Consider the following 21,008-nt stretch of genomic DNA (forward strand, 5'->3'; position numbering starts at 1 on the left):
AGGGCCGGAGGGCACGACCTCGCCTCCGGCCCCTCCCCGAGAGCGACCGCGTCGCGCGGTCGCGTCGATTTCAGGGTCCCCACCCTCTCGACCGGCGGCGGGCGGATCGCCCGCCGCTCGTCGGCGTCGCGCGTGGGTGACGATCGTCCTGTTCATCCTCCCGGCCTTCGTGCTGTTCGCGCTGCTGGTGCTGGCGCCGATCGCGCTGGCCATGTACTCCAGCTTCTTCAAGTGGAACGGCTTCGGGCTGTTCCCGACGAACTTCATCGGGCTCGACAACTTCACCCGGCTGCTGGAAGACGAGATCTTCCTCGGCGACCTGTGGCGCGGCCTGATCCTGATCGTCTTCTCGGTGCTCATCCAGTTGCCGCTGTCGCTGGCCATCGCGCTGCTGCTCAACCAGAAGATGCGCGGGCGCGCGGTGTACCGGCTGATCTTCTTCATGCCGTACGTGCTGTCCGAGGTCATCACGGCCGTGCTGTTCACGATGATCCTCTCGCCGGAGCGCGGCCTGGCCAACGATCTGCTGGCCTTCATCGGCCTGGAGGAGCTGGAGTCCACCTTCCTGTCCGAGCCGTCCACCGTCATGTACTCGCTGTTCATCGTGATGACCTGGAAGTACTTCGGGTTCCACATGATCTTGTACTTGGCCGGCCGGCAGTCCATCCCGTCCGAGCTGATCGAGGCGGCGCAGATCGACGGCGCCACCCCGTGGAAGGCGTTCCGGCACGTCACGCTGCCGCTGCTCGGCCCCACCATCCGGATCACCATCTTCCTGTCGGTGATCGGCACCATCCAGCTGTTCGACCTGGTCTACGTGCTCACCGGCGGCGGCCCCGTGCACGCCTCCGAGACGATGGGCGTGACCATGTACGAGTTCGGCTTCAAGCGGTTCCAGGTCGGCTACGCCAGCGCCATCAGCGTCGTGATGTTCCTGCTCAGCCTCGTGTTCGCGATCGGGTACCAGCGATTCGTCATGCGCCGCGACACCGAAGGGGCCATCACCAACATGCGAGCCAAACGATGAGCACACACGCGCGGGACAAGCCCGCCATCCAGGTGGCCAAGCCGATCGCGCTGCACGCCGTCGTGATCGTGATCGGCATCTTCATCCTGCTCCCGATCCTGTACGGCGTGCTCGGCGGCTTCAAGAACAACCAGCAGCTGTCCACCAACCCGATCGGCCTGCCCGACCCCTGGGTGCCGTCCAACTACACCAACGTGCTGGCCTCCGGCGATTTCTGGGTCCAGGTCTGGAACAGCTCGTTCATCGCCCTGGCCACCACCTTCATCACGGTCGGGGTCTCGGCGCTGGCGGCGTTCGTGTTCGCCAGGTTCGCCTTCCGCGGGCGGGAGTTCCTGTTCACCGTCTTCGCGGCCGGGCTGATGTTCCCGTTCGCGGTGGCGATCCTGCCGCTGTTCCTCCTGCTGCGCTTCTTCGGCCTGCTGAACAACCCGCTGGGGGTGATCCTGCCGCAGGCCGCCTTCGGGCTGTCGCTGACGATCATCATCCTGCGGCAGTTCTTCCGGTCGATCCCGGGCGAGATCGAGGAGGCGGCCACCCTGGACGGCTGCACCCCGTTCGGGTTCTTCTGGCGGATCCTGCTGCCCATGGCGCGGCCGGCGCTGGCCACCGTCTCGGTGCTGGCGATCGTGGGGAGCTGGAACAACTTCTTCCTGCCCCTGGTGGTCTTCAACGATCCCGGCCTGTGGACGCTGCCGGTCGGCGTGCAGCAGTTCCAGGGGCAGTTCAGCCGGGACACGGCCCGCATCCTGGCCTACGTGGTGCTGGCGATGGTGCCGGCGCTCGCCTTCTACGCGGTCGCCGAGCGCCATCTCGTCGGCGGTCTCACCACGGGCGCGACGAAGGGATAGGCGATGGCTGCGCCGTGCTTTCGCGGACCACCAGGTCGGTCGCCAGCTCCACCCGCCGGGCCTCGGCGGACTCGCCACGGCCCATCGCCAGCACCATCCGGGTGGCCAGGTCGGCCATGTCCTGGAGGGGCTGGCGGACGGTGGTGAGCGGCGGCCAGGCCGACCTGGCCAGCGGCAGGTCGTCGAAGCCGACCACGCTGAGGTCCGCGGGCACCCGCAGCCCCCGCTGCCGGGCCGCCTCGAAGACCCCGAACGCCTGCATGTCGCTTCCGGCGAAGATGGCGGTCGGCGGGTCGGGCAGGGACAGCAGCGCGTGACCCTGATCGTGGCCGGAGTCCACCAGGAAGTCGCCGTGCCGGATCAGCTCCGGCTCGACCGGCACCCCGGCGGTCTCCAGGGCCGCCCGGTAGCCGTCGATCCTGGCCCGGCTGCACAGCATGTCGCCGGGCCCGCCGATCATCCCGATCCGGCGGTGCCCGAGCTCCAGCAGGTGGCGGGTGGCCGACAGGCCGCCGTGCCAGTTGGTGGCCCCCACCGAGGCGACGCCGTTGGCGGGCTCGCCCTCGGGGTCGACCACCACGAACGGCATCGAGCGGGCGCTCAGCTGGCCCTGCAGGCCGGTCGAGAGCCGCGAGGCGACGATGACGACGCCGTCGGTCCGGCGGGCGGCGATGCGCTCCAGCCAGTCCCGGCCAGGCCCGGCGTGGGTGTGCAGCACCGAGATGACCACGCTGGCCTCGGCCTCGCGGGCGGCGGTCTCGGCGCCGCGCACGATCTCCATCGCCCACGGGCTCTCGATCTCGGCGAACACCAGGTCGATCAGCCCGACCGGGCCGTCGCCGGGGCTGACCCGGCGCTGGTATCCGTGTTTGTGCAGCAGGCGTTCCACCCGCTGCCGCGTCTCTGGGGCGACTTCGGGGCGGCCGTTGATGACCTTGGAAACCGTGGGGACGGAAACGCCGGCCTCTTCGGCGATAACGGCGATAGTCACCCGCCTTTTCGATGGCATGGAACGGATCATAGCCGAAAACTTTCGGTCCCGCTTCCCCAGGTCGGATAGGCATATGGAAGCGCTCCCACGAGCTGTTGACGTGTTACCTGCCTGGTATCTATTCTGCGATTTGCGAAATATTCGGTTGATATCCGAAACTTTCAGAGAGCTCAGGAGCGTCGATGCCCGACTTGCGCGTGACCGGATCCCACCTCACCGACTCAACTGGACGGCCGGTACGACTTCGCGGCGTCGGCCTCGGTGGCTGGCTGAACATGGAGAACTTCATCACCGGCTACCCGGCCAACGAGACCGCGATGCGGCTGGCCGTCCGGGACGTGCTGGGCGAGGAGCGCTATGAGATGTTCTTCGACCGGCTGCTGACCTCGTTCTTCGACGCGGCCGACGCGGACCTGCTCCGCGACATGGGCACCAACTGCGTGCGCATCCCGGTGAACTACCACCACTTCGAGTCCGACGACCAGCCGTTCGAGATCATCGAACAGGGCTTCCGGCAGCTGGACCGGGTCGTCGGCCTGCTCGGCGCGCGTGAAATTTACAGCGTGATCGACCTGCACGCGCTGCCCGGATCGCAGAACCAGCACTGGCACAGCGACAACCCCACGCACGTGGCCTCCTTCTGGCAGCACCGGAACTTCCAGGACCGGGCCGTGCACCTGTGGGAGGCCATCGCCGACCGGTACAAGGACAACCCGTGGGTGGCCGGCTACAACCCGATCAACGAGCCCGGCGACGTGCGCGGCCAGGTGATCGGACCGCTCTACGACCGGCTGGTCAAGGCGATCCGCGCGATCGACCCCGGGCACGTGCTGTTCCTGGACGGCAACACCTACTCCACCGACTTCTCGATCTTCCGTGAGGTGTACGAGAACACGGTCTTCGTCTGCCACGACTACGCGCTGGCCGGCTTCGCGCACGGCGGGCCCTACCCCGGCTACACGCGCGGCGAGTGGGTAGACCGCGACCAGCTCGAACAGGCCTTCGAGAAGCGTACCGCGTTCCAGCGGGAGACCGGGACGCCGATCTGGGTGGGCGAGTTCGGGCCCGTCTACACCGGGAACGCGGAGACCGACGCCCAGCGGTACCAGATCCTCAGGGACCAGCTGGAGATCTACAACGCGCATGCGGCCGGGTGGTCGATCTGGACGTACAAGGACGTCGGGCTGCAGGGGCTGGCCGGGGCGGCGGGGCCGTACATGGAGAGGTTCGGGGACTTCATCGCCAAGAAGCAGCGGCTCGGGGCGGACCGCTGGGGGTCGACCATGGAGGAGTCGGCCAGCGATCTCGCGCCGCTGCACCGGCTGATGGACACCGAATTCCCGTCCTGGAACCCCTACCCGTGGGGCGCGCGCTACCAGATCGACGACCTGGTGCGGCACATCCTCATCGCGCAGGCGCTCGTGCCCGAATACGCCGAGCTGCTGCGCGGCTGCTCCGACGAGGAGCTGGTCGCTCTCGCCGACTCCTTCGCGCTGGCCAACTGCGTCCGCCGCCAGCCGCTCATCGACCTGCTCACCGACGACATCACGCGAAACCCGTAACACTCCCACCTGACCAGGAGCCCCCTCATGCGCACGGCCCGATACTGGGTGATCCCTGCCTTCCTAGGACTGTTAGCCGGGCTGCTCGCGCCCCCGGCGCTGGCCGATCCCGTCACCATCGCCAGCTACGACTACGAGACCAGTGCCGGGGGGTGGGCGCCACGGGGTGCGGGGGTCTCCGTCGCCACCACCACGGCCGCCGCGCACGGCGGGGCGCAGTCCCTGTCGGTCACCGGCAGGTCCGCGAACTGGCACGGCACGTCCATCACGCCGCCGTTCGAGAAGGGCATCACCTACAACGTCACCGCGTGGGCGCGGGCGCTACCGGGCCAGCCGTCCTCGACGGTCGCGCTCACCATGGAGCGCACGCCGTCCGGCGGCAGCACCACCTACGAGCGCATCGGGGCGGCCACCGTCACCGACGCGGCCTGGGTCGAGATCTCGGGGGCGTACTCGTTCTCGGTGGACTCGACGCTGAACCTGTATTTCGAGAGTTCGGGCGACACCGTCGCGTTCTACCTGGACGACGTGGTCTTCAGCTCCGACTCCGACCCCACCCAGTCCGGCCTGTCCACCGACTTCGAGACCGGCGCCGCGCAGGGCTGGGCGCCGCGCGGGTCGTCCACCCTGGCGGCGTCCACCTCGGCCGCCCACGCCGGTTCGTACGGCCTGGCCGTCACCAACCGCTCCGCCTCCTGGGACGGCCCGGCCCGCAACATCCTCGGCAAGATGGCCAAGGGCTCCAAATACGCCCTCGAGGTGTGGGTGCGCTCGGCCACCGCGCAGAACCTCGGGCTGTCCATCGAGCGGCGGCTGAGCGGCACGCCCAGCTACGAGCGCGTCGTGGCGCCCACCGCGCTCGCGGCCGGGGTGTGGACCAAGCTGGCGGGGACGTACACGCTGGCTTACGACCACGACTTCCTCAGCGTGTACGTCGAGTCCGACACCGGCACGCTGCCGTTCGACATCGACGACTTCTCGCTCACCTATATCGCGCCCAAGCCGATCCAGACCGACATCCCCTCCCTGAAGGACACCGTGCCGTTCACCCTCGGCGCGGCCTTCTACCGGGGCGCGACCCTGGGCGAGCACGCCAAGCTCATCAACAAGCACTACGAGAGCGTCACCCCGGGCAACGCGCTCAAGTGGGACGCCACCGAGCCGACCGAGGGCGTGTTCACCTTCGCCGAGGGCGACGCGCTGGTGGACTTCGCCACCGACAACGACCTGCAGTTCCGCGGGCACACGCTGGTCTGGCACAGCCAGACGCCCGACTGGGTGTTCGCCGGGGCCACCAAGGAGATCCTGCTCCAGCGGATCGAGAACCACATCCGCGCCGTGATGGGCCGCTACAAGGGCCGGATCGGCACCTGGGACGTGGTCAACGAGGTCATCGACGAGAACCAGCCCGACGGGCTGCGCCGCTCGCCGTGGTTCAATATCGCCGGGCTGGACTACATCAGGACCGCCTTCCGGGTGGCCCGCGAAGTGGACCCGGACGCGACGCTCGTCTTCAACGACTACAACACCGAGTTCCCGCGCAAGCGCGAGGCCATGTTCAAGGTGGTCAAGCAGCTGCGGCAGGAGGGTGTGCCGATCGACGCGGTCGGGCACCAGCTGCACGTCAACATCGAGCAGGCGCCGGCCTCGTGGATCGAGTCGAGCATCGAACGGTTCGCCCAGCTCGGGGTCGAGCAGCAGGTCACCGAGCTGGATGTGAGCGTGTACACCGACTTCGTCAGCAGCTACGCGACCGTTCCGGCGGCGGTGCTGGCGGAGCAGGGGCACCGGTACAAGGAGATCTTCGATGTGTTCCGGCGGCAGGCGTCGAAGCTGACCTCGGTGACCATCTGGGGTGTGGCCGACGACGCGACCTGGCTGTCGTCGTTCCCGATCACGCGGCTCAATCCGCCGCTGCCGTTCGACGACGAGTTGCAGGCCAAGCCCGCGTTCTGGGGGATCGCCGATCCTTCGCAGCTGCCGCCGCTGAGCCGGCAGTTGAACGCGCCGGCCGGGAGCGTGGAGGTGGACGGGAAGCGGGATGTCGTGTGGGATTACCTGCCTGACGCGCCGATCGCCCGGGTTGGGAACCTGTCGGCCGGGTTCCAGGTGCGGAGCGCTTCCGGTGGGCTTTACGTGCTCGGTGAGGTGGTCGACGCGACCAACAACAAGACCGACACGGTGACGTTCACGGTGGGGGGCACGGCGTACAGGATCCAGCGGGGTGGCACGCACGCGCAGGGGTTCAAGGCGCACGCCAAGAAGACCGACGACGGTTACCGGGTGGAGGCCAAACTTCCCTCTGGTACGGCGACCGAAGTCAAGGTGGTCGTCGACGACGCCACCGGTCCGGAAATTTCGTGGAATGGCACCATAAGTCTGCTGCCTGCGATCAAGACGACCTCGGCGCCCAAGGGCACGCCGGTGGTCGACGGGACCGTGGACTCGGTGTGGAGCAAGGCCAAGGAGGTCACCACCGGGACTTGGGTGCAGGGCACCTCCGGGGCGACCGCCAAGGTCAAGGCGCTGTGGCACAACGGCACGCTGTACGTGCTGGCGCGGGTCACCGATCCGGTGCTCAGCGAGGAGTCGCCCAACGCGTACGAGGAGGACTCGGTCGAGATCTTCGTGGACCCGGAGAACAACAAGACCAAGGGCTACGACGATGACGACGGGCAGTACCGGATCAGCTTCACGGGCCACCAGAGCATCGGCGGCACCTTCGACGCCTTCGGCATCCGCGACAACCTGACCAGCGCGGTCTCGCTCACCCCGACCGGCTACATCGTCGAGGCGGCCATCAAGCTCCCGACGGTCACCCTGGCCAAGGACGCCCTCCTCGGCTTCGACCTCCAGGTCAACGACGCCACCGGCCCGACCCGGACCGCCGCCGTGACCTGGAACGACCCGACCGGCCAGAGCTACCTCAACACATCCCGCTGGGGCGTCCTACAACTCGCAAAGTAAACATGTTCAAATAAGAGCAGTTGCCGGGCCCCACCCTTCCGCAGCGTGCGGGGCCCGGCAGCTGTGTTCGGGGAGACTCATGTTCACGAACCCTGTTATTCCGGGATTCCATCCGGACCCTTCGGTGTGCCGGGTCGGCGCGGACTACTACCTCGTCACCTCATCGTTCGAGTGGTTTCCCGGGGTGCCGATCTTCCACAGCCGGGATCTGGTGCACTGGCGTCAGCTCGGGCACGTGCTCGACCGCCCGTCGCAACTGGCTCTGGACGGGGTACGCCCTTCGGGCGGCATCTTCGCCCCGACCATCCGCCACCACGACGGCGTCTTCTACATGATCACCACGCTGATGGACGAACCGGGCAACTTCCTGGTCACCGCCACCGACCCGGCCGGGCCGTGGAGCGACCCGATCTGGTTCCCCGAGACGCGCGGCTTCGACCCGTCGCTGCTCTTCGACGACGACGGGCGCGCGTGGATGTGCGGAGCCCGCGAGAAGGCCGCCAAACAATACGACGGCGACACCGAGATCTGGCTCCGCGAGCTCGACCTGACCACCATGAAGCTCGTCGGCGAGGAACACGTCATCTGGGAGCCCGTACAACGCGGCGGCATCTGGGCCGAAGGCCCGCACATCTACCTGGTCAACGGCCGCTACTACCTGCTGACCTCCGAGGGCGGCACCGCCGAAGGCCACGCCATCATGGTCGCCCGCGCCGACCAGATCACCGGCCCTTACGAGCCCAACCCCCGCAACCCCATCCTCACCCACCGCCACCTCGGCCTCCGCCACCCGATCACCAGCACCGGCCACCCCGACCTGGTGCAAACCCAGGACGGCGACTGGTGGTCCGTCCTCCTGGCCACCCGCCCCTACGGCGGCCCCGCCTCCGGCCCGCTCACCATGGCCGCCGTACGCGCCGACAGCGGCTACAACCTGGGCCGAGAAACCTTCCTCACCAGCGTCCACTGGGAAGACGACTGGCCGGTCTACGACCTCGTCCAGCCCGAAATGCCCGCCCCCGCCCTCCCCGTCCACCACTGGCCCGCCGTCCCCGCCTGCGACCACTTCGACGGGCCACGGCTGTCTCCGGCTTGGAACCATCTGCGCACCCCACGAGAGCCGTACTGGAGCCTCGCGGACAGCCGTCTCACGTTGAGCCTGCGCCCCCAGACGCTGACAGAATGGGGCAATCCCAGCCTCATCGCCCGGCGCCAGCAGCACATGGACTTCGCCGCCCACACCGTCCTGGAGTTCCAGCCACAGGGCGCGGAGAGCGCCGGTCTCGCGCTGATCCAGAACGACGAATACCAGATCAGGTTCGCGCGCTCCGCACACGGCCTAACGCTGATCCGGCGCGCGTCCGGGGTCGACACCGTCGTCGCCACCACCGAGTCACACGCGGGCAGGACCTGGCTCGGCGTCGAGGCCCACGGCCAGGACTACCGTTTCAGGTACGCCGAGGCACCCGGCGAATGGCGGGACCTGGGCGGCCCGGTGGACGGCCGCCTCCTCAGCTCCACCACCTCCGGCGGCTTCACCGGCACCATGATCGCCCTGTACGCCACCTCCAACGGCACCCCCACCACCAACACCGCCTCCTTCGACTGGTTCGAATACCAACCCATCTGAGACCCACGTCCCGAGCGGCTGCCTTCCGCGCCGTTATCCGGCGCCGTTCACGACCGCACCCCATCCCGCCGCACCGGCGCCAAGAGAGGCCGGGCCGGGCATCCGAGGCTTGAAATCCCTGTGCTTTCTGCTGGGGATTCGAGGCCTGGGCTGTTTGTGGTGCTCGGAGATGCTTGCCTGATGTCCTCATGCTCCAGGCCTGGGCAGTCGGAGAGGATCTCCTCGAAGCTCCATCCGCCTGCCGGACGAGAGTGCTGGGCGCGTCGGCGCGGAGGTTTGGAACTCCCATTCCTGAGAGTTCCCGTCCCGGTGCGGCGGTCCCTTTTGGCGCCGGTGCGGTGAGAAGTGTCGCGGTGTTGAACGGCGCCGGATAACGGCGAGGAATCTGGAGCCTTGTACGTGCTCGGTGGCGATGGGGAGGGTCAATCCAGTAGGTGTGTCGGCGCGGAGGTTTGGAACTCCCATTCCTGAGAGTTCCCGCCCCGGTGCGGCGGTCCCTTTTGGCGCCGGTGCGGTGAGAAGTGTCGCGGTGGTGAACGGCGCCGGATAACGGCGAGGAGCCTGGAGCCTCGTACGTGCTTGGTGGCGTTGGGGAGGGTCAATCCAGTAGGTGTGTCTGGAACCAGGCGATCATTCGTTCGGTGCGGTCGATTCGGCGGTCCAGGCGGGCGGTGTGGGTGAGGGAGTGGTCGGAGTCGGGGTAGAGGATGTATTCGACTTTGCGGCCGAGGCGGCGGAGGGCGACGAACATCTGCTCGGCGTCTGAGGGTGGGCAGCGGTGGTCCTGTTCGCCTTGGAGGAGCAGGAGTGGGGTGGTGATGGTCGCGACGTGGCGGAGTGGGGAGATCTTCCAGAGGTGGTCGATGCCTTCTGGGGTCCAGACGTCGCCGAGGGCTGAGTCCACGTCGTAGATCGCTCCTAGGTCGCAGGCGGCGAAGCTGGAGATCTGGTTGGTGACGCCGTTCTGGCTGACCGCCGCCCGGAAGCGGTCGGACGTGCCGATTAGCCAGTTGGTGAGGAAGCCGCCGTAGGAGTTGCCGTAGCAGCCGATTCGGGTGGGGTCGGCGAGGCCGAGGGTGATGAGGGCGTCCAGGACGGTGTGGCAGTCTTCGGCGTCAGGGTCGCCCCAGTTGGGGCCTAGGGCGGCGCCGAAGGCGTACCCGCGGTGGAAGGAGCCGCGGATGTTGGGGCGGACGACCAGGAAACCGGCGGCGGCGAGGAGTAGGGCGTCGGTGTCGGGTTCGACCGGCCAGGCCCAGGCGGGGCCGCCGTGGAGTTGCAGGATCACGGGGAGGGGTTCGTCCGAGGGGGGTCCGACCAGGAAGACCTGGATGCCGTCGATTTCGAGTTCCCGTTGGATGGGGCGTTCGAAGCTGGACAGCCAGGCCACGCCCGAGCGGAACAGGAGTTCTGGGTCGCCTTCCGGGGTGAGCCGGTAGAGATCGGGGCGGGCCGCGCCGCCGAAGGTCGCGATCGCGCACACCACGCCGCCGGCGGCGGCCAGCGCGTGGACGACCGGGTCGAGTCGCACGGGGGTTAGATCGACGATCCCGGTGTCCGTCACCCGCTGGGCGATCTCCCGGCCGTTGTCGCAGGTGACCGTGAGGCGTTCGTCCGTGGTCGGAGCCTGGCCGGAGAACCGGTCGAGGTGGCCGGTCAGGGAGATGGGGGATCTATCCGGAACGGTGTGCCACAGCTGCTCGTTCTCGAAGTCGGTCGGGCGGCGTGACGGGGCCGCGACGCAGATGACGGTTCCGTCCGGGTCGTAGGAGAAGCGCGTCACCGGACCCGCGACCCAACTGGCCAGAGTGATCGGCCCTCCGGCCAGCGGAACTTCGTAGACCTGCGGATTCGGGTCGAGATCCGCGTCGGGCCGGGGATCGGCGATGAAGCCCACCTTCGTCCCGCAGGGCGCGACCCGCGGACTCGACGCCCACCACTCACCCGAGGTCAGGCGGACCGTCCTGCCGTCAGGCCCGATCAGATGCAGGTGGGTGGGATGCAGCCGTAATCCGTGGCCGTCCTCGCGCCAATCCAGCCGACGAATCACCCGCGCGGTCGATTTCCCCGACATGACCGGAGAGTCCTCGTCGGGAGCGACGACGACGAAGGACGCCCCAAACCAGGCGTAGTCCGTGACGCCCTTCGGAAATGACGTGACCTTGGTCGCCGGACCTCCAGACGAGGGCCGGGTGTGCAACTGGTCCTTGAACAGATACGCCAAGGTGCGTCCATCAGGAGAGAAACGCGGAGTCGACGCCTCCAGCGCGATCACGGTCGCAGCGACACCTGAAGCGATCGGTGCCTTCGAGGGGATGCTCGGCGGCCTCTCGCCCGAAGCGATGGATGTCGCGGCGACGACCGGCCGCCCTCCGCCGGAAGCGATCGGTGCCTTCGCGGCGATGCTCGGCGGCCCTTCGTCTGAAGCGATGGATGTCTTCGCAGCGACGGTTGGCCGCCTTTCGCCGGAAGCGATCGGTGCTTTCGCGGCGACGACCGGAGGCCCGCCATCCGAATCGATCGATTTCTCGGTGGCGACCGGCAATCCCTGAGCCGTCTCCGAAGCGGCGAGCTGGGATCCCGCGCTCGGGATTGGGACGGTCAGCAGGCGGTGGTGTTCCTTGCCGCGAACCACGCGGCGTTCGATGACGGCTGCGAGCGCCCCGTTCGGAGCGACGTCCAGCTCTGTCAGCAGCCGGTCGGCTGCCAGGTCCTGCGGGCGCATCCGCGTACCCCCTTGCTCAGGGATGGAGCGTAGTGAATGACTATTGCCAAGGTAAAGAGTGCTGTGTTTGAGTGGCGAATCAGGAAAGGGGGGTTCGATGGCGGACAAGGCGGTGCGGTGTGCGCGGCTGGTGGACGTGGTCGCGGGGCGGGTGCTCGACGATCAGGTGATCCTGATCGAGGGGGAGCGGGTGGTCGATGTCCGCCCTGTCGCCGAGGTCGCGTTCGAGGGTGAACTGATCGATCTGGGCGACGTGACGGTAACGCCTGGGCTGATCGATCTGCACACTCACCTGGTCGGTGTCGCGGCCTGTGGTGACTACGCGCAGGAGCTCAAGTACAGCGCCGCCCAGCAGACTCTGGCCGGGGTGCCCAATGCCCGCGACACGCTGATGGCTGGATTCACCACCGTCCGCGATGTAGGGACATTTCGGGCATTTCTGGATGTGGCACTACGGGATGCCATTGACGCCGGGCACATCCTGGGGCCCCGGATGGCGGTCGCAGGGGCGTACATCACCGTCAAGGGCGGCGGGGGCATGGTCACCGGCCTCGCGCCCGACATCGAGCTGCCGCGTGAGTTCCGGTTCGGCCAGACCTCCGGCGTGGACGACATCCGCGAGCGGGTCCGCGAGATCATCTTCAACGGCGCCGACCTGATCAAAGTGATCGCCACCGGCGCGGTCCTCGCCAACGGCACCGTCCCCGGCGCCCCCGAACTCACCGAGCCCCAGCTCCGCGCCGCCGTCGAGGAAGCCTCCTGGTACGGCCGCTATGTCGCCGCCCACGCCCACGGCACCGAAGGCATCAAACGCGCGATCCGCGCGGGCGTGCGCTCCATCGAACACGCCTGCTTCCTCGACGACGAGGGCGTGGACCTGATGATCGAACACGGCACCTACCTGTCCGCCGACATCTGGTGGGCCGACTGGATCACCGAGACCGGCCCGTCCCAGGGCTACGACGCCGAACAGCTCCGCAAGAACGACGAGACCGCCGAAGCCCAGCGCACCGCGTTCGCCAAGGCCGTCAAAGCCGGCGTGAAGATCGGTTTCGGCACCGACGCGGGCGGCTTCCCGCACGGCCTCCAGGCCCGCCAGCTCGCCACCATGGTCGAACACGGCATGACCCCCGTGGCCGCCCTCCGCGCCGCAACCCTGACCAGCGCTGAATGCATGGGCTGGGAAGACCGGGTGGGCTCGCTCACCCCCGGCAGGTACGCCGACCTGATCGCCATCCCCGGCACCCTAGATATCCAGAAATTTCAGCACGTGCCCTTCGTGATGAAGGGCGGCGCGGTCGTCAAGAACGAGCTCGGGTGAACCGCTCCTACCTCGCCGGAATCGCCGCCCTGGTCAGCGTCACCGCGATCTGGGGTTCCACATTCCCGCTGACCAAGGACATGCTGCTCCGCCTACCCGTAGCGGACCTGTACGCCGTGCGCTTCGCGATCGCGGTCGCCGTCCTGGTGGCCATCCGGCCAAGATCCCTCCTCGGACTCACCCGCCGCACCTGGCTGACCGGAATCGCCCTCGGCCTGGTGTACGGCGCCGCCCTCGTCGTCCAGACCCTCGCGCTGATCGAACTGCCGTCGTCGGTGTCGGGTTTCGTGACCGGGTCGTACCTCGTGCTGACGCCGTTACTGGCCTGGGTCTGGACCAGAACCGTGCCGGAACGCAGAACCTGGGTCGCGGTCGCCCTGGCCACCGCCGGAATGGCCGCGTTCACCCTGCTCAGCGGCGGCGACACCGGCGGCGAGATCGCGCCGGGCCCGGTCGCGCTGACCCTGCTCTCCGCCGCCCTCTACGCGGTGCACATCGTCGCCCTCGGCCGCTGGTCCAGCCCCGGGGACGCGTACCCCCTGTCGATCATCCAGATCCTCACCCTGACCGTGATCATGTGGGCGGCCGCCGCGCCCGGCGGCGTGGCCACGCCCGCGACCCCCGCCGACTGGGCCGGGGTCCTCTACCTGGCCACCATCGCCGGAGCCTTCACCTTCCTGGCCCAGACCTGGGCGCAGGCCCACGTCCCGCCCACGGCCGCCGCCGTCGTCATCTCGGCGGAACCGCTGTGGGCCACCGGCTTCGCCTTCGCCCTCTACGACGAGGCGCTCACCTGGCCCGTCCTCGCCGGCGGCGCCTGCGTGGTCGCCGCGATGATCCTGGTCGCCTGGCCTCGGCGCGAGGCGGCCGTCCCCCACTGGCTTCCTGAGGAGGCGACATGTCCCGCGTCCCCCGTACCGCCCGGGCGCTGACCGAGGAGCAGGCGGACGCCGTCCGGCTGGCCCGCGAATTCGCCGCCGCCGAGATCCGGCCGCGCGCCCGGGAGGTGGACGAGGCCGATCACGTGCTGCCCCGGGAGATCTGGGCCAAAGCCGCTGGGATCGGATTGACCTCGTTCATGATTCCCGAGACGTACGGCGGGGGCGGGGTGGCCGATCTGGTCACCCAGTGCCTGGTACAGGAGGAGTTGTGCCATGGCGACATCGCGATCGGCAACCTGGTCACCTCCAACGGCTTCTTCGCCGCGCCCGTGCTCGAACTCGGCACCGAAGAGCAGCGGAAACGCTTCCTGACGCCGCTCTGCTCCGCGGATCCGCCGCTGACCGCGCTGGCCACCACCGAGCCGGGCGTCGGCTCGGACGCCGCCGCGATCACCACCCGGGCGGTACGCGTCGGCGACCACTACGTCCTGACCGGCCAGAAATCCTGGATCTCCAACGCACCTTTCGCCGACTATTTCGTCATTTTCGCCACTGTCGCGCCGGGAACCCGGTCGAAAGGCATCACCGCTTTCGTGGTCGAACGCGACACCCCCGGCCTGACGATCGGCAACCCGATGCCCAAGATGGGCCAGCGTGGCATCGCCTGCGCCGAGCTGTTCCTGGACGGGGTCAGGGTGCCGGTGGAGAACCGGCTAGGCGAGGAGGGCCAGGGCTTCTACGGCCTGATGCGAACCTTCGACGCCTCTCGCATCCTGATCGCCGCCGCCTGCACCGGCCTGTCCCGGGCCGCCCTCGACACCGCACTCGCCTACGCGAAGGACCGCGAACAGTTCGGCGTCAGAATCATCGACCACCAGTCGGTGGCCTTCCGCCTCGCCGACATGGCCACCAAGACGGATATTTCACGACTGGTAACCATGCGTGCCGCAGAACTGTACGACACCGGCGCGACCGTCACCGAAGAGGCCGCGATCGCCAAGCTGACGGCCTCAGAACACGCGATGTGGTGCACCTGGGCCGCCGTGCAAACCCACGGCGGCTGGGGCTACTCCCGCGAATTCCTGGTCGAGAAGTGGATGCGCGACGCCAAGCTAGAGGAACTCGAGGAAGGCACCTCCGACATCCAGCGCCTGATCATCTCCCGCTCCCTGGCCCGCACATGACCCCCGTAGACGACGACGCTGGCGCTCCTCGCAGACCACTCGGCGACCCGGATCCGAGCGTTTCGGGTGGCGTTCCTCGTGTATCGCTCGATGGCCTGGATCCGAGCGTTTCGGGTGGCGTTCCTCGTGTATCGCTCGATGGCCTGGATCCGAGCGTTTCGGAAGGTGCTCCTCATATGTCGCTTGGTGGCCCGGATCCGAGCGTTTCGGGTGATGCTCCTCGTGTATCGTCCGGCGGTGCGGACGTGAACGTCGCGGGTGGGGTTGCTCGCGTATCGGCTGGCGGTCCGAGCACGACGACCGCCGCGCACGTGCTGGCCCTGACCCTGGTCGCGTATGGAGTGGACACGGTCTTCGGCATTCCCGGCACGCACAACCTTGCCATCTACCAGGCGTTGGCGGAGGCGGGCGTTCGCTGCGTCACCACCCGCCACGAGCAGGGCGCGGGCTACGCCGCCGATGGCTACGCACGGGCGACCGGCCGCCCCGGCGTCGTCCTCACCACGACAGGCCCGGCTGTCCTCAATGCCGCCGCCGCGCTCGCCCAGGCTTACTCAGATTCGTCCCCCGTTCTGCTCATCTCACCCGGCGTCCCGCTCACCCATCCCCGCCTCGGCTGCGGTTACCTGCACGAATCCAAAGACCAGTCCCGCGCCCTGGACTCTCTCTGCGCCTGGAGCCACCGCGTCACCTCCCCCGAGGAGATCCCCGCCGCCCTCTCCCGCGCCTTCGCCTCCTTCACCGAGGGCCGCCCCCGCCCGATCCACCTGGAAATCCCGGTAGACCTCCTCGACCTCCCCACGTCCGTTCCCCCGGCCACCCCGTTCCAGGTTCCGCCCCGCGCTCCCGACCCCGCCGCCATCGCATCCGCCGCCACCCTGCTCGGTACGGCCCTGCGCCCCGCGATCGTCCTCGGCGGCGGCGTCCACCACTCCCACGCCGACCACTCCCACGCCGACCACTCACACGTCCATCACTCCCGCGCCGGGACCCTCGCCCTGGCCGAACGCACCGGCGCACCTATCGTCACCACGGCGAACGGCAAAGCGGCCGTCCCCGAGTCACACGCCCACCATTCCCGCACCGGGACCCTCGCCCTCATCTTGGCCGAACGCACCGGCGCACCCATCGTCACCACGGCCAACGGCAAAGCGGCCGTCCCCGAGTCGCACCCGCTGGCCCTCGGCGCGACCCTGCACCTGCCGGCTGTCCAGACCTGGCTGGCCACGTGCGACGTCGTCCTCGCGATCGGCACCGAACTGGCCCCCTCGGATTTCTGGATAGACGATTTCCGCCTGACCGGCCAACTCATCAGAATCGACGTCGATCCCGCTCAGATGCAGGGCGACCTCCCCGCCATGATCCCGATCGTCGCCGACGCGTACCTCGCCTTGGACGCCCTGCTCACCCATCCGGCGATACCTCAGAAACCGGAACATGTTCCGCGGGAGCCACTGGACGCCGGGCCACTCGCGGAGCGGCGGGATTCCGTTGTCCGGGCAGGGTGGGATGCCCAGTCGCTCGTGGGGCGGTCGGATTCCGTTCTCTGGGCTCGGCGGGATGCCGAGTTGGAGGCGCTTGCGGCTCGGTGGGGTTCCCAGCTCAAGGCCGTCAGGGATGTGCTTCCCGCGGACACGATCGTGACCGCTGACAGCTCGATGTTCTGCTACTACGGTGCGCTCGGCGGTCTGCCGATTGATCCGCCGGGGCGGTTTCTCTATCCGACCGGTTTCGGCACGCTGGGCTTCGCGCTCCCCGCCGCCATCGGAGCCAAGATCGCCTACCCGGAAAGGCCGGTCGCTGTGCTGGCAGGGGACGGCGCGTTTCAGTTCAGCGTTCAGGAATTGGCCACAGCGGTGGAACTTGGCCTCCCGTTGCCGATTGTGATCTCCGTCAACGGTGGATACGGCGAGATCCGGGCGGAAATGGTGGCGCGCGGCATGCTGCCCGTGGCGGTCGATCTGCACAATCCCGACTTCGTTGGTCTCGCCGTGGCGTATGGCGCGGGTGGGGTTGCCGTGGACACGCCGGAGGAGCTTGGGGAGGCGGTTGGGAAGGCGTTGCACGCTTCGGGGCCCACTGTGATCGTTTTGAGGGAGGCGTGATGGCGCGGGAGCCGTACCTGAAGGTGACCTGGACCGATGAGGTGACCGGGAGGCCGGGATATCTGGTCATCGATCGGCTGGGCCGGGGGGTGAGCAGTGGCGGGTTGCGGATGCGGGCCGGGGTCACGCTGGCTGAGGTCGCGGACCTGGCTCTGGGGATGAGCCGTAAGGAGGCGCTGGCCTATGAGCCGGGGCTGCGGTATCAGCCGCTGGGTGGGGCCAAGGGCGGTATCGACTGCGATCCGCTCGATCCGGGGGCGGCTGGGATGTTGCGGCGGTACATCAGTGCCATGAAGCCGCTGCTGCAGACCTATTGGGCGACTGGTGAGGATCTGGGCCTGCGGCAGGAGTCGATCGACGCCGCCTGTCAGGAGGCGGGACTGCGCACGTCCATCGACGCCGTGCTGCCGCTGCTCGCCGACCCGGACGCGGCGCTGAAAGGCCTCGACGAGGCGTTCTCGGTGACCGTCGATGGGATCGGACTCGGTGATCTCGCTGGGGGCTGCGGAGTGGCGGAGGCGGCACTGACCGCCCTCGATCTGGTGATCCCCGATCGCAGGGCGACGGCGGTGATCCAGGGGTTCGGTTCGATGGGCGGCGCGACCGCGCGTTTCCTCGCCCGTGCTGGGGTCCTGGTGGTCGGCATCGCCGACAGCGAGGGCGTGGTCGCCAACCCGGACGGGCTGGACGTGGAGACGCTCCTGCTCACCCGGGACGAACACGGCCGCATCGACCGTTCCCGGCTGCGCGCCACCGACGAGAAACTGCCCAGGGACGCCTGGCTCGACCTGGAATGCGATGTGCTGGTTCCGGCGGCGGTGTCGTACTGCATCGGCGTTGAGGAAGCCCCGAGGGTGACCGCGCGCCTGATCGTCGAAGCCGCCAACTGCCCGGTGACGCCGGACGCCGAAGCACTGCTCCGGGACTTCGGCGTGATCGTCGTCCCAGACGTGGTCGCCAACTCGGCCACCAACTCCTGGTGGTGGTGGACGCTGTTCGGCGACATCCCCGCCGAAGCCGACGCGGCCTTCGCCAAGATCCGCACCTGGATGCGCCGAGTGGTCACCGACATCCTCACCGAGTCCACGACCACCGGCGGGCTGCCCCGCGAGATCGCCCACACCCTCAGCGAACGCATCCTGGAAACCCGATGAACCGCCGGTTCGTGCCGTGTTCTGTCGCGGTTGGTGGGGATGATCGGGAGGGCGCGTGAACGGTCTGTTTGACCCCTGTTCTGTCGCGGTGGTGGGTGCGTCGGATGATCCGGCCAAATGGGGTTACTGGCTGGCCAAGGGTGCGTTGCGTGGGGTCGGTCGTCGAGAGGTGTATCTGATCAATGGCCGGGTTGGGCGGGTTCAAGGCCAGCGTGCCTATCGGCAGCTTTCCGATCTTCCGAGATTTCCGGAACTGGTGGCGATTGTCACGCCGCCCGCTTCGTATGAAGCCGTAGTTGAGGACGCGCTTTCGGCAGGTGCGCGTTATCTCGTTGGCATCACTGCCGGGGTCGACCGTGCCTATCCCGGCGGTCACGCGGCCCTGGCCGCCCGCGTCCGCGCAGCTGGGGCACGTCTGCTTGGTCCCACCTGCATGGGTGTGTATGACGGCGCCACCGACCTCGCCCTCACCTGGGGTTCCCTGACTCCGGGCCCGATTGGCGTGGTTTCCCAGAGTGGCTCGGTCGGCCTCGAAATCGGCTACCTGGCCACTCGCGCGGGCCTCGGCCTCTCCCGTTTCGTGTCCGTCGGGGCCCAAGCCGACCTCACTACCGCGGACCTGCTCGACCCGGTCATCACCGCACCCAACACCCGGGTCGTCATTCTCTACCTGGAGGACCTGTCCCTCGGACGATCCCTCATCACCCTCGCCGACCAGGCCAGGGCGCTCGGCAAACGCGTCATCCTGCTGGCCGTCGGGGGCTCGGCGGCGGGCGAACGCGCGATCAACTCCCACACCGGCGCCCTCGCCACCCCCGACACGGCGGTGAACGCGCTCTGCGACGCGGCCGGTGTCATCCGCGTCCACACCCCGGCCCAGGCGGTCCACGCCGCCCAGATCTGCCTGGCCGGCCTCCCTTCGACGAAGCCGCGCCTGGCCGTGGTGGCCGACAGCGGCGGGCAGGGCGCGCTGGCGGCCGAGTTCGCCGAACGCGCGGGACTTGAGGTGCCCGCACTGTCCCAAGAGACCATCGAAGTGCTCGCGAAGATGCTCCCGGCGGATGCGGGACTGGCCAACCCCATCGACCTCGCAGGGGCCGGTGAAGCCGATCTCGGGATATATCCGCGTGTGGCCCACGCGGTCGCCGCCGACGTCGACGTGGTCCTTTTAACCGGATATTTCGGGGCTTACGCGGCCGACAGCCCGGCGCTCCGCAACATCGAAGAAGCCGCCGCACGTGACCTCCCCGGCGGCCGATGCCTGGTGCACACCATGCGAACCGACGGCCCCACGACCGACGTGCTTCGCCGCGGCGGCATCCCCGTCTTCGACACGATCGACGACCCCATCAACGCCCTCGCCGCGACTTTCCACGCGAACGAGGGAATCCGCCCAACATCGAACCCGACACCCGCGGAAGCCCACGACACTCGTCCGGCACCGGAGGCAGCCACTGGGATCGGTCCGGTACATGAGGAACACGCTGGCAGTGGTCTGGCGTCCGAGAGGGTCACTGGGATCGGTCCGGCACGTCAGGAACCCGCTGATGGTGGATTGGCACGCGTGGGAGCCGCGGGGATCGGTCCGGCACATCAAGAACACGCTGGCAGTGGTCTGGCGTCCGAGAGGGTCACTGGGATCGGTCCGGCACATCAGGAACCCGCTGACGGTGGATTGGCACGCGTGGGAGCCGCAGGGATCGGTCCGGCACATCAAGAACACGCTGGCAGTGGTCTGGCGCCCGAGAGAGTCGCTGGAATCGGTCCGGCACGTCAGGAGCCCGCTGGCGGTGGCTTGCCGTGCGTGGGAGCCACTGGCGTGGGTCCGGTACCCAGCGGGACCGGTGATATTGGTTCGGTCGGCGGAGTTGACCCCATTCGGGCGGAGTTGGTCGCCAGAGGTTTGGTGTTTCCCGAAGGGGGATTCGCTGCCACGGCCGATGAGGCCGCGCGGTTGGCGGCTTGGCTGGGTGGGGCGGTGGTGCTCAAGGCTGTTGGGCCTGTGCACAAGACCGAGGTGGGTGGGGTCGTGCTGGGGCTCACGTCGGCGGGAGCCGTACGCGAGCGGGCTGAGGAGCTGGGCAGGCGGCTGGAGCTGGCCGGGTTTTGGGTGGAGCGGCAGGTGGGGGGAGGGGTGGAGCTCATTGTCGGGGCGTACCGAGATCGGGAGGTGGGGGTGCTGGTCACGGTGGGGAGTGGGGGAGTGCTGGCTGAGCTGGTCGCTGATACGGCGACCGCGCTTGGGCCGCTCGATCATGAGGGGGCGTTGCGGCTGATCGGCCGGACGAAGGCGGCCCGGATGCTGGACGGCTGGCGGGGCGCGCCGCCATGCGACCGGGACGCGGTCGCACGGGCGGTGGTGGCGGTGGGGCAGGTGCTCGCGGCCCATCCCGAGCTTTCCGGAGTGGAACTCAACCCGCTACTGGCAAGGCCAGGGGACAGCTTTGCCCTTGATCTTCTTGCAACACTCCGCGACCCGTAAAGGGGCGGCTGGACGCGGCGATTCGCGCTAATCTCGACCCGGGCCGCGCCGCCCCCATAGTCTCTGCGCCTTGCTTATATGCCTGAGGCCAGGCTGCGCCTAGTCTGAATTCAACCCGGTAAAGCCTGGAG

Annotated in this window: 14 protein-coding genes and 1 pseudogene; 13 read left to right on the forward strand and 2 right to left on the reverse strand. The window is 68.4% G+C overall.

Annotated elements, in window-relative coordinates; all coding sequences use genetic code 11:
* The first annotated feature begins 136 nt into the window (after window positions 1-136).
* Window positions 137-1,027 carry a carbohydrate ABC transporter permease gene (locus Amac_RS24695; protein ID WP_246268654.1) on the forward strand — a complete coding sequence of 297 codons (891 nt, stop codon included), beginning with the start codon at window positions 137-139 and terminating at the stop codon, window positions 1,025-1,027.
* A complete protein-coding gene (locus tag Amac_RS24700) occupies window positions 1,024-1,875 on the forward strand; it encodes a carbohydrate ABC transporter permease (protein WP_155356776.1) in 852 nt (283 codons plus the stop codon). Before Amac_RS24695 ends, Amac_RS24700 begins: the two co-directional genes overlap by 4 nt.
* Here the strand turns inward: Amac_RS24700 and Amac_RS24705 are convergent.
* On the reverse strand, window positions 1,850-2,884 hold the full coding sequence (locus tag Amac_RS24705) for a LacI family DNA-binding transcriptional regulator (protein ID WP_155344099.1): 1,035 nt from the start codon (window positions 2,882-2,884) through the stop codon (window positions 1,850-1,852). The two genes, Amac_RS24700 and Amac_RS24705, sit on opposite strands and share 26 nt — an antisense overlap.
* A gap of 164 nt (window positions 2,885-3,048) precedes the next feature.
* Here Amac_RS24705 and Amac_RS24710 point away from each other — a divergent pair, with 164 nt between their 5' ends.
* From Amac_RS24710 to Amac_RS24720, 3 genes are all read left to right on the forward strand, one after another.
* The gene (locus Amac_RS24710) at window positions 3,049-4,428 is read left to right on the forward strand and encodes a glycoside hydrolase family 5 protein (RefSeq protein WP_155356777.1); all 1,380 of its coding nucleotides are present in this window, start codon (window positions 3,049-3,051) and stop codon (window positions 4,426-4,428) included.
* Between the two features lie 27 nt (window positions 4,429-4,455).
* Window positions 4,456-7,395 (forward strand): endo-1,4-beta-xylanase, encoded by a 2,940-nt coding sequence (locus Amac_RS24715; protein WP_155356778.1) that lies wholly within the window; start codon window positions 4,456-4,458, stop codon window positions 7,393-7,395.
* Between the two features lie 79 nt (window positions 7,396-7,474).
* Window positions 7,475-9,025 (forward strand): glycoside hydrolase family 43 protein, encoded by a 1,551-nt coding sequence (locus Amac_RS24720; RefSeq protein ID WP_155356779.1) that lies wholly within the window; start codon window positions 7,475-7,477, stop codon window positions 9,023-9,025.
* A gap of 598 nt (window positions 9,026-9,623) precedes the next feature.
* Here Amac_RS24720 and Amac_RS24730 read toward each other — a convergent pair.
* On the reverse strand, window positions 9,624-11,249 hold the full coding sequence (locus Amac_RS24730; RefSeq protein WP_155356780.1) for a S9 family peptidase: 1,626 nt from the start codon (window positions 11,247-11,249) through the stop codon (window positions 9,624-9,626).
* On the opposite strand from Amac_RS24730, the gene Amac_RS24735 reads away from it, so the two are divergent.
* The 8 genes and pseudogenes from Amac_RS24735 to Amac_RS24765 all read left to right on the forward strand — a co-directional run bounded on the left by Amac_RS24735 (window position 11,233) and on the right by Amac_RS24765 (window position 20,877).
* Entirely contained in the window at window positions 11,233-11,577 is a 345-nt protein-coding gene (locus Amac_RS24735) for a hypothetical protein (RefSeq protein ID WP_155356781.1), read from the forward strand. The genes Amac_RS24730 and Amac_RS24735 overlap by 17 nt on opposite strands.
* A gap of 270 nt (window positions 11,578-11,847) precedes the next feature.
* Window positions 11,848-13,071, forward strand: a complete 1,224-nt coding sequence (locus Amac_RS24740; protein WP_155356782.1) for a metal-dependent hydrolase family protein — start codon at window positions 11,848-11,850, stop codon at window positions 13,069-13,071.
* Entirely contained in the window at window positions 13,068-14,003 is a 936-nt protein-coding gene (locus tag Amac_RS24745; RefSeq protein WP_218041259.1) for a DMT family transporter, read from the forward strand. The genes Amac_RS24740 and Amac_RS24745 overlap by 4 nt, the downstream gene beginning before the upstream one ends.
* Window positions 13,970-15,136: an acyl-CoA dehydrogenase family protein gene (locus Amac_RS24750; protein ID WP_155356783.1), complete on the forward strand. Its 1,167-nt coding sequence runs from the start codon at window positions 13,970-13,972 to the stop codon at window positions 15,134-15,136. The genes Amac_RS24745 and Amac_RS24750 overlap by 34 nt, the downstream gene beginning before the upstream one ends.
* A 245-nt stretch (window positions 15,137-15,381) precedes the next feature.
* Window positions 15,382-17,241, forward strand: coding sequence for a thiamine pyrophosphate-binding protein (locus tag Amac_RS24755; RefSeq protein WP_218041260.1), 1,860 nt, complete (start codon window positions 15,382-15,384; stop codon window positions 17,239-17,241).
* The gene (locus tag Amac_RS24760) at window positions 17,241-18,395 is read left to right on the forward strand and encodes a Glu/Leu/Phe/Val dehydrogenase dimerization domain-containing protein (RefSeq protein ID WP_155356785.1); all 1,155 of its coding nucleotides are present in this window, start codon (window positions 17,241-17,243) and stop codon (window positions 18,393-18,395) included. The genes Amac_RS24755 and Amac_RS24760 overlap by 1 nt, the downstream gene beginning before the upstream one ends.
* Window positions 18,396-18,486: 91 nt before the next feature.
* Window positions 18,487-18,825 (forward strand): annotated as a pseudogene (locus tag Amac_RS58015) (CoA-binding protein); the annotation flags it as partial.
* Between the two features lie 3 nt (window positions 18,826-18,828).
* Window positions 18,829-20,877: an acetate--CoA ligase family protein gene (locus Amac_RS24765; protein WP_246268656.1), complete on the forward strand. Its 2,049-nt coding sequence runs from the start codon at window positions 18,829-18,831 to the stop codon at window positions 20,875-20,877.
* The last annotated feature ends 131 nt before the right edge of the window (window positions 20,878-21,008 follow it).

The organism is Acrocarpospora macrocephala (assembly GCF_009687865.1).
Classification (GTDB): domain Bacteria; phylum Actinomycetota; class Actinomycetes; order Streptosporangiales; family Streptosporangiaceae; genus Acrocarpospora; species Acrocarpospora macrocephala.

Excerpts from the sequence above, each read along its gene's own strand:
- Amac_RS24715 (WP_155356778.1), top strand. The coding sequence starts at position 4,456 with ATGCGCACGGCCCGATACTGGGTGATCCCTGCCTTCCTAGGACTGTTA.
- Amac_RS24760 (WP_155356785.1), top strand. The coding sequence starts at position 17,241 with ATGGCGCGGGAGCCGTACCTGAAGGTGACCTGGACCGATGAGGTGACC.
- Amac_RS24765 (WP_246268656.1), top strand. The coding sequence starts at position 18,829 with ATGGGTGTGTATGACGGCGCCACCGACCTCGCCCTCACCTGGGGTTCC.
- Amac_RS24740 (WP_155356782.1), top strand. The coding sequence starts at position 11,848 with ATGGCGGACAAGGCGGTGCGGTGTGCGCGGCTGGTGGACGTGGTCGCG.
- Amac_RS24710 (WP_155356777.1), top strand. The coding sequence starts at position 3,049 with ATGCCCGACTTGCGCGTGACCGGATCCCACCTCACCGACTCAACTGGA.
- Amac_RS24705 (WP_155344099.1), bottom strand. The coding sequence starts at position 2,884 with ATGCCATCGAAAAGGCGGGTGACTATCGCCGTTATCGCCGAAGAGGCC.
- Amac_RS24720 (WP_155356779.1), top strand. The coding sequence starts at position 7,475 with ATGTTCACGAACCCTGTTATTCCGGGATTCCATCCGGACCCTTCGGTG.
- Amac_RS24750 (WP_155356783.1), top strand. The coding sequence starts at position 13,970 with ATGTCCCGCGTCCCCCGTACCGCCCGGGCGCTGACCGAGGAGCAGGCG.
- Amac_RS24700 (WP_155356776.1), top strand. The coding sequence starts at position 1,024 with ATGAGCACACACGCGCGGGACAAGCCCGCCATCCAGGTGGCCAAGCCG.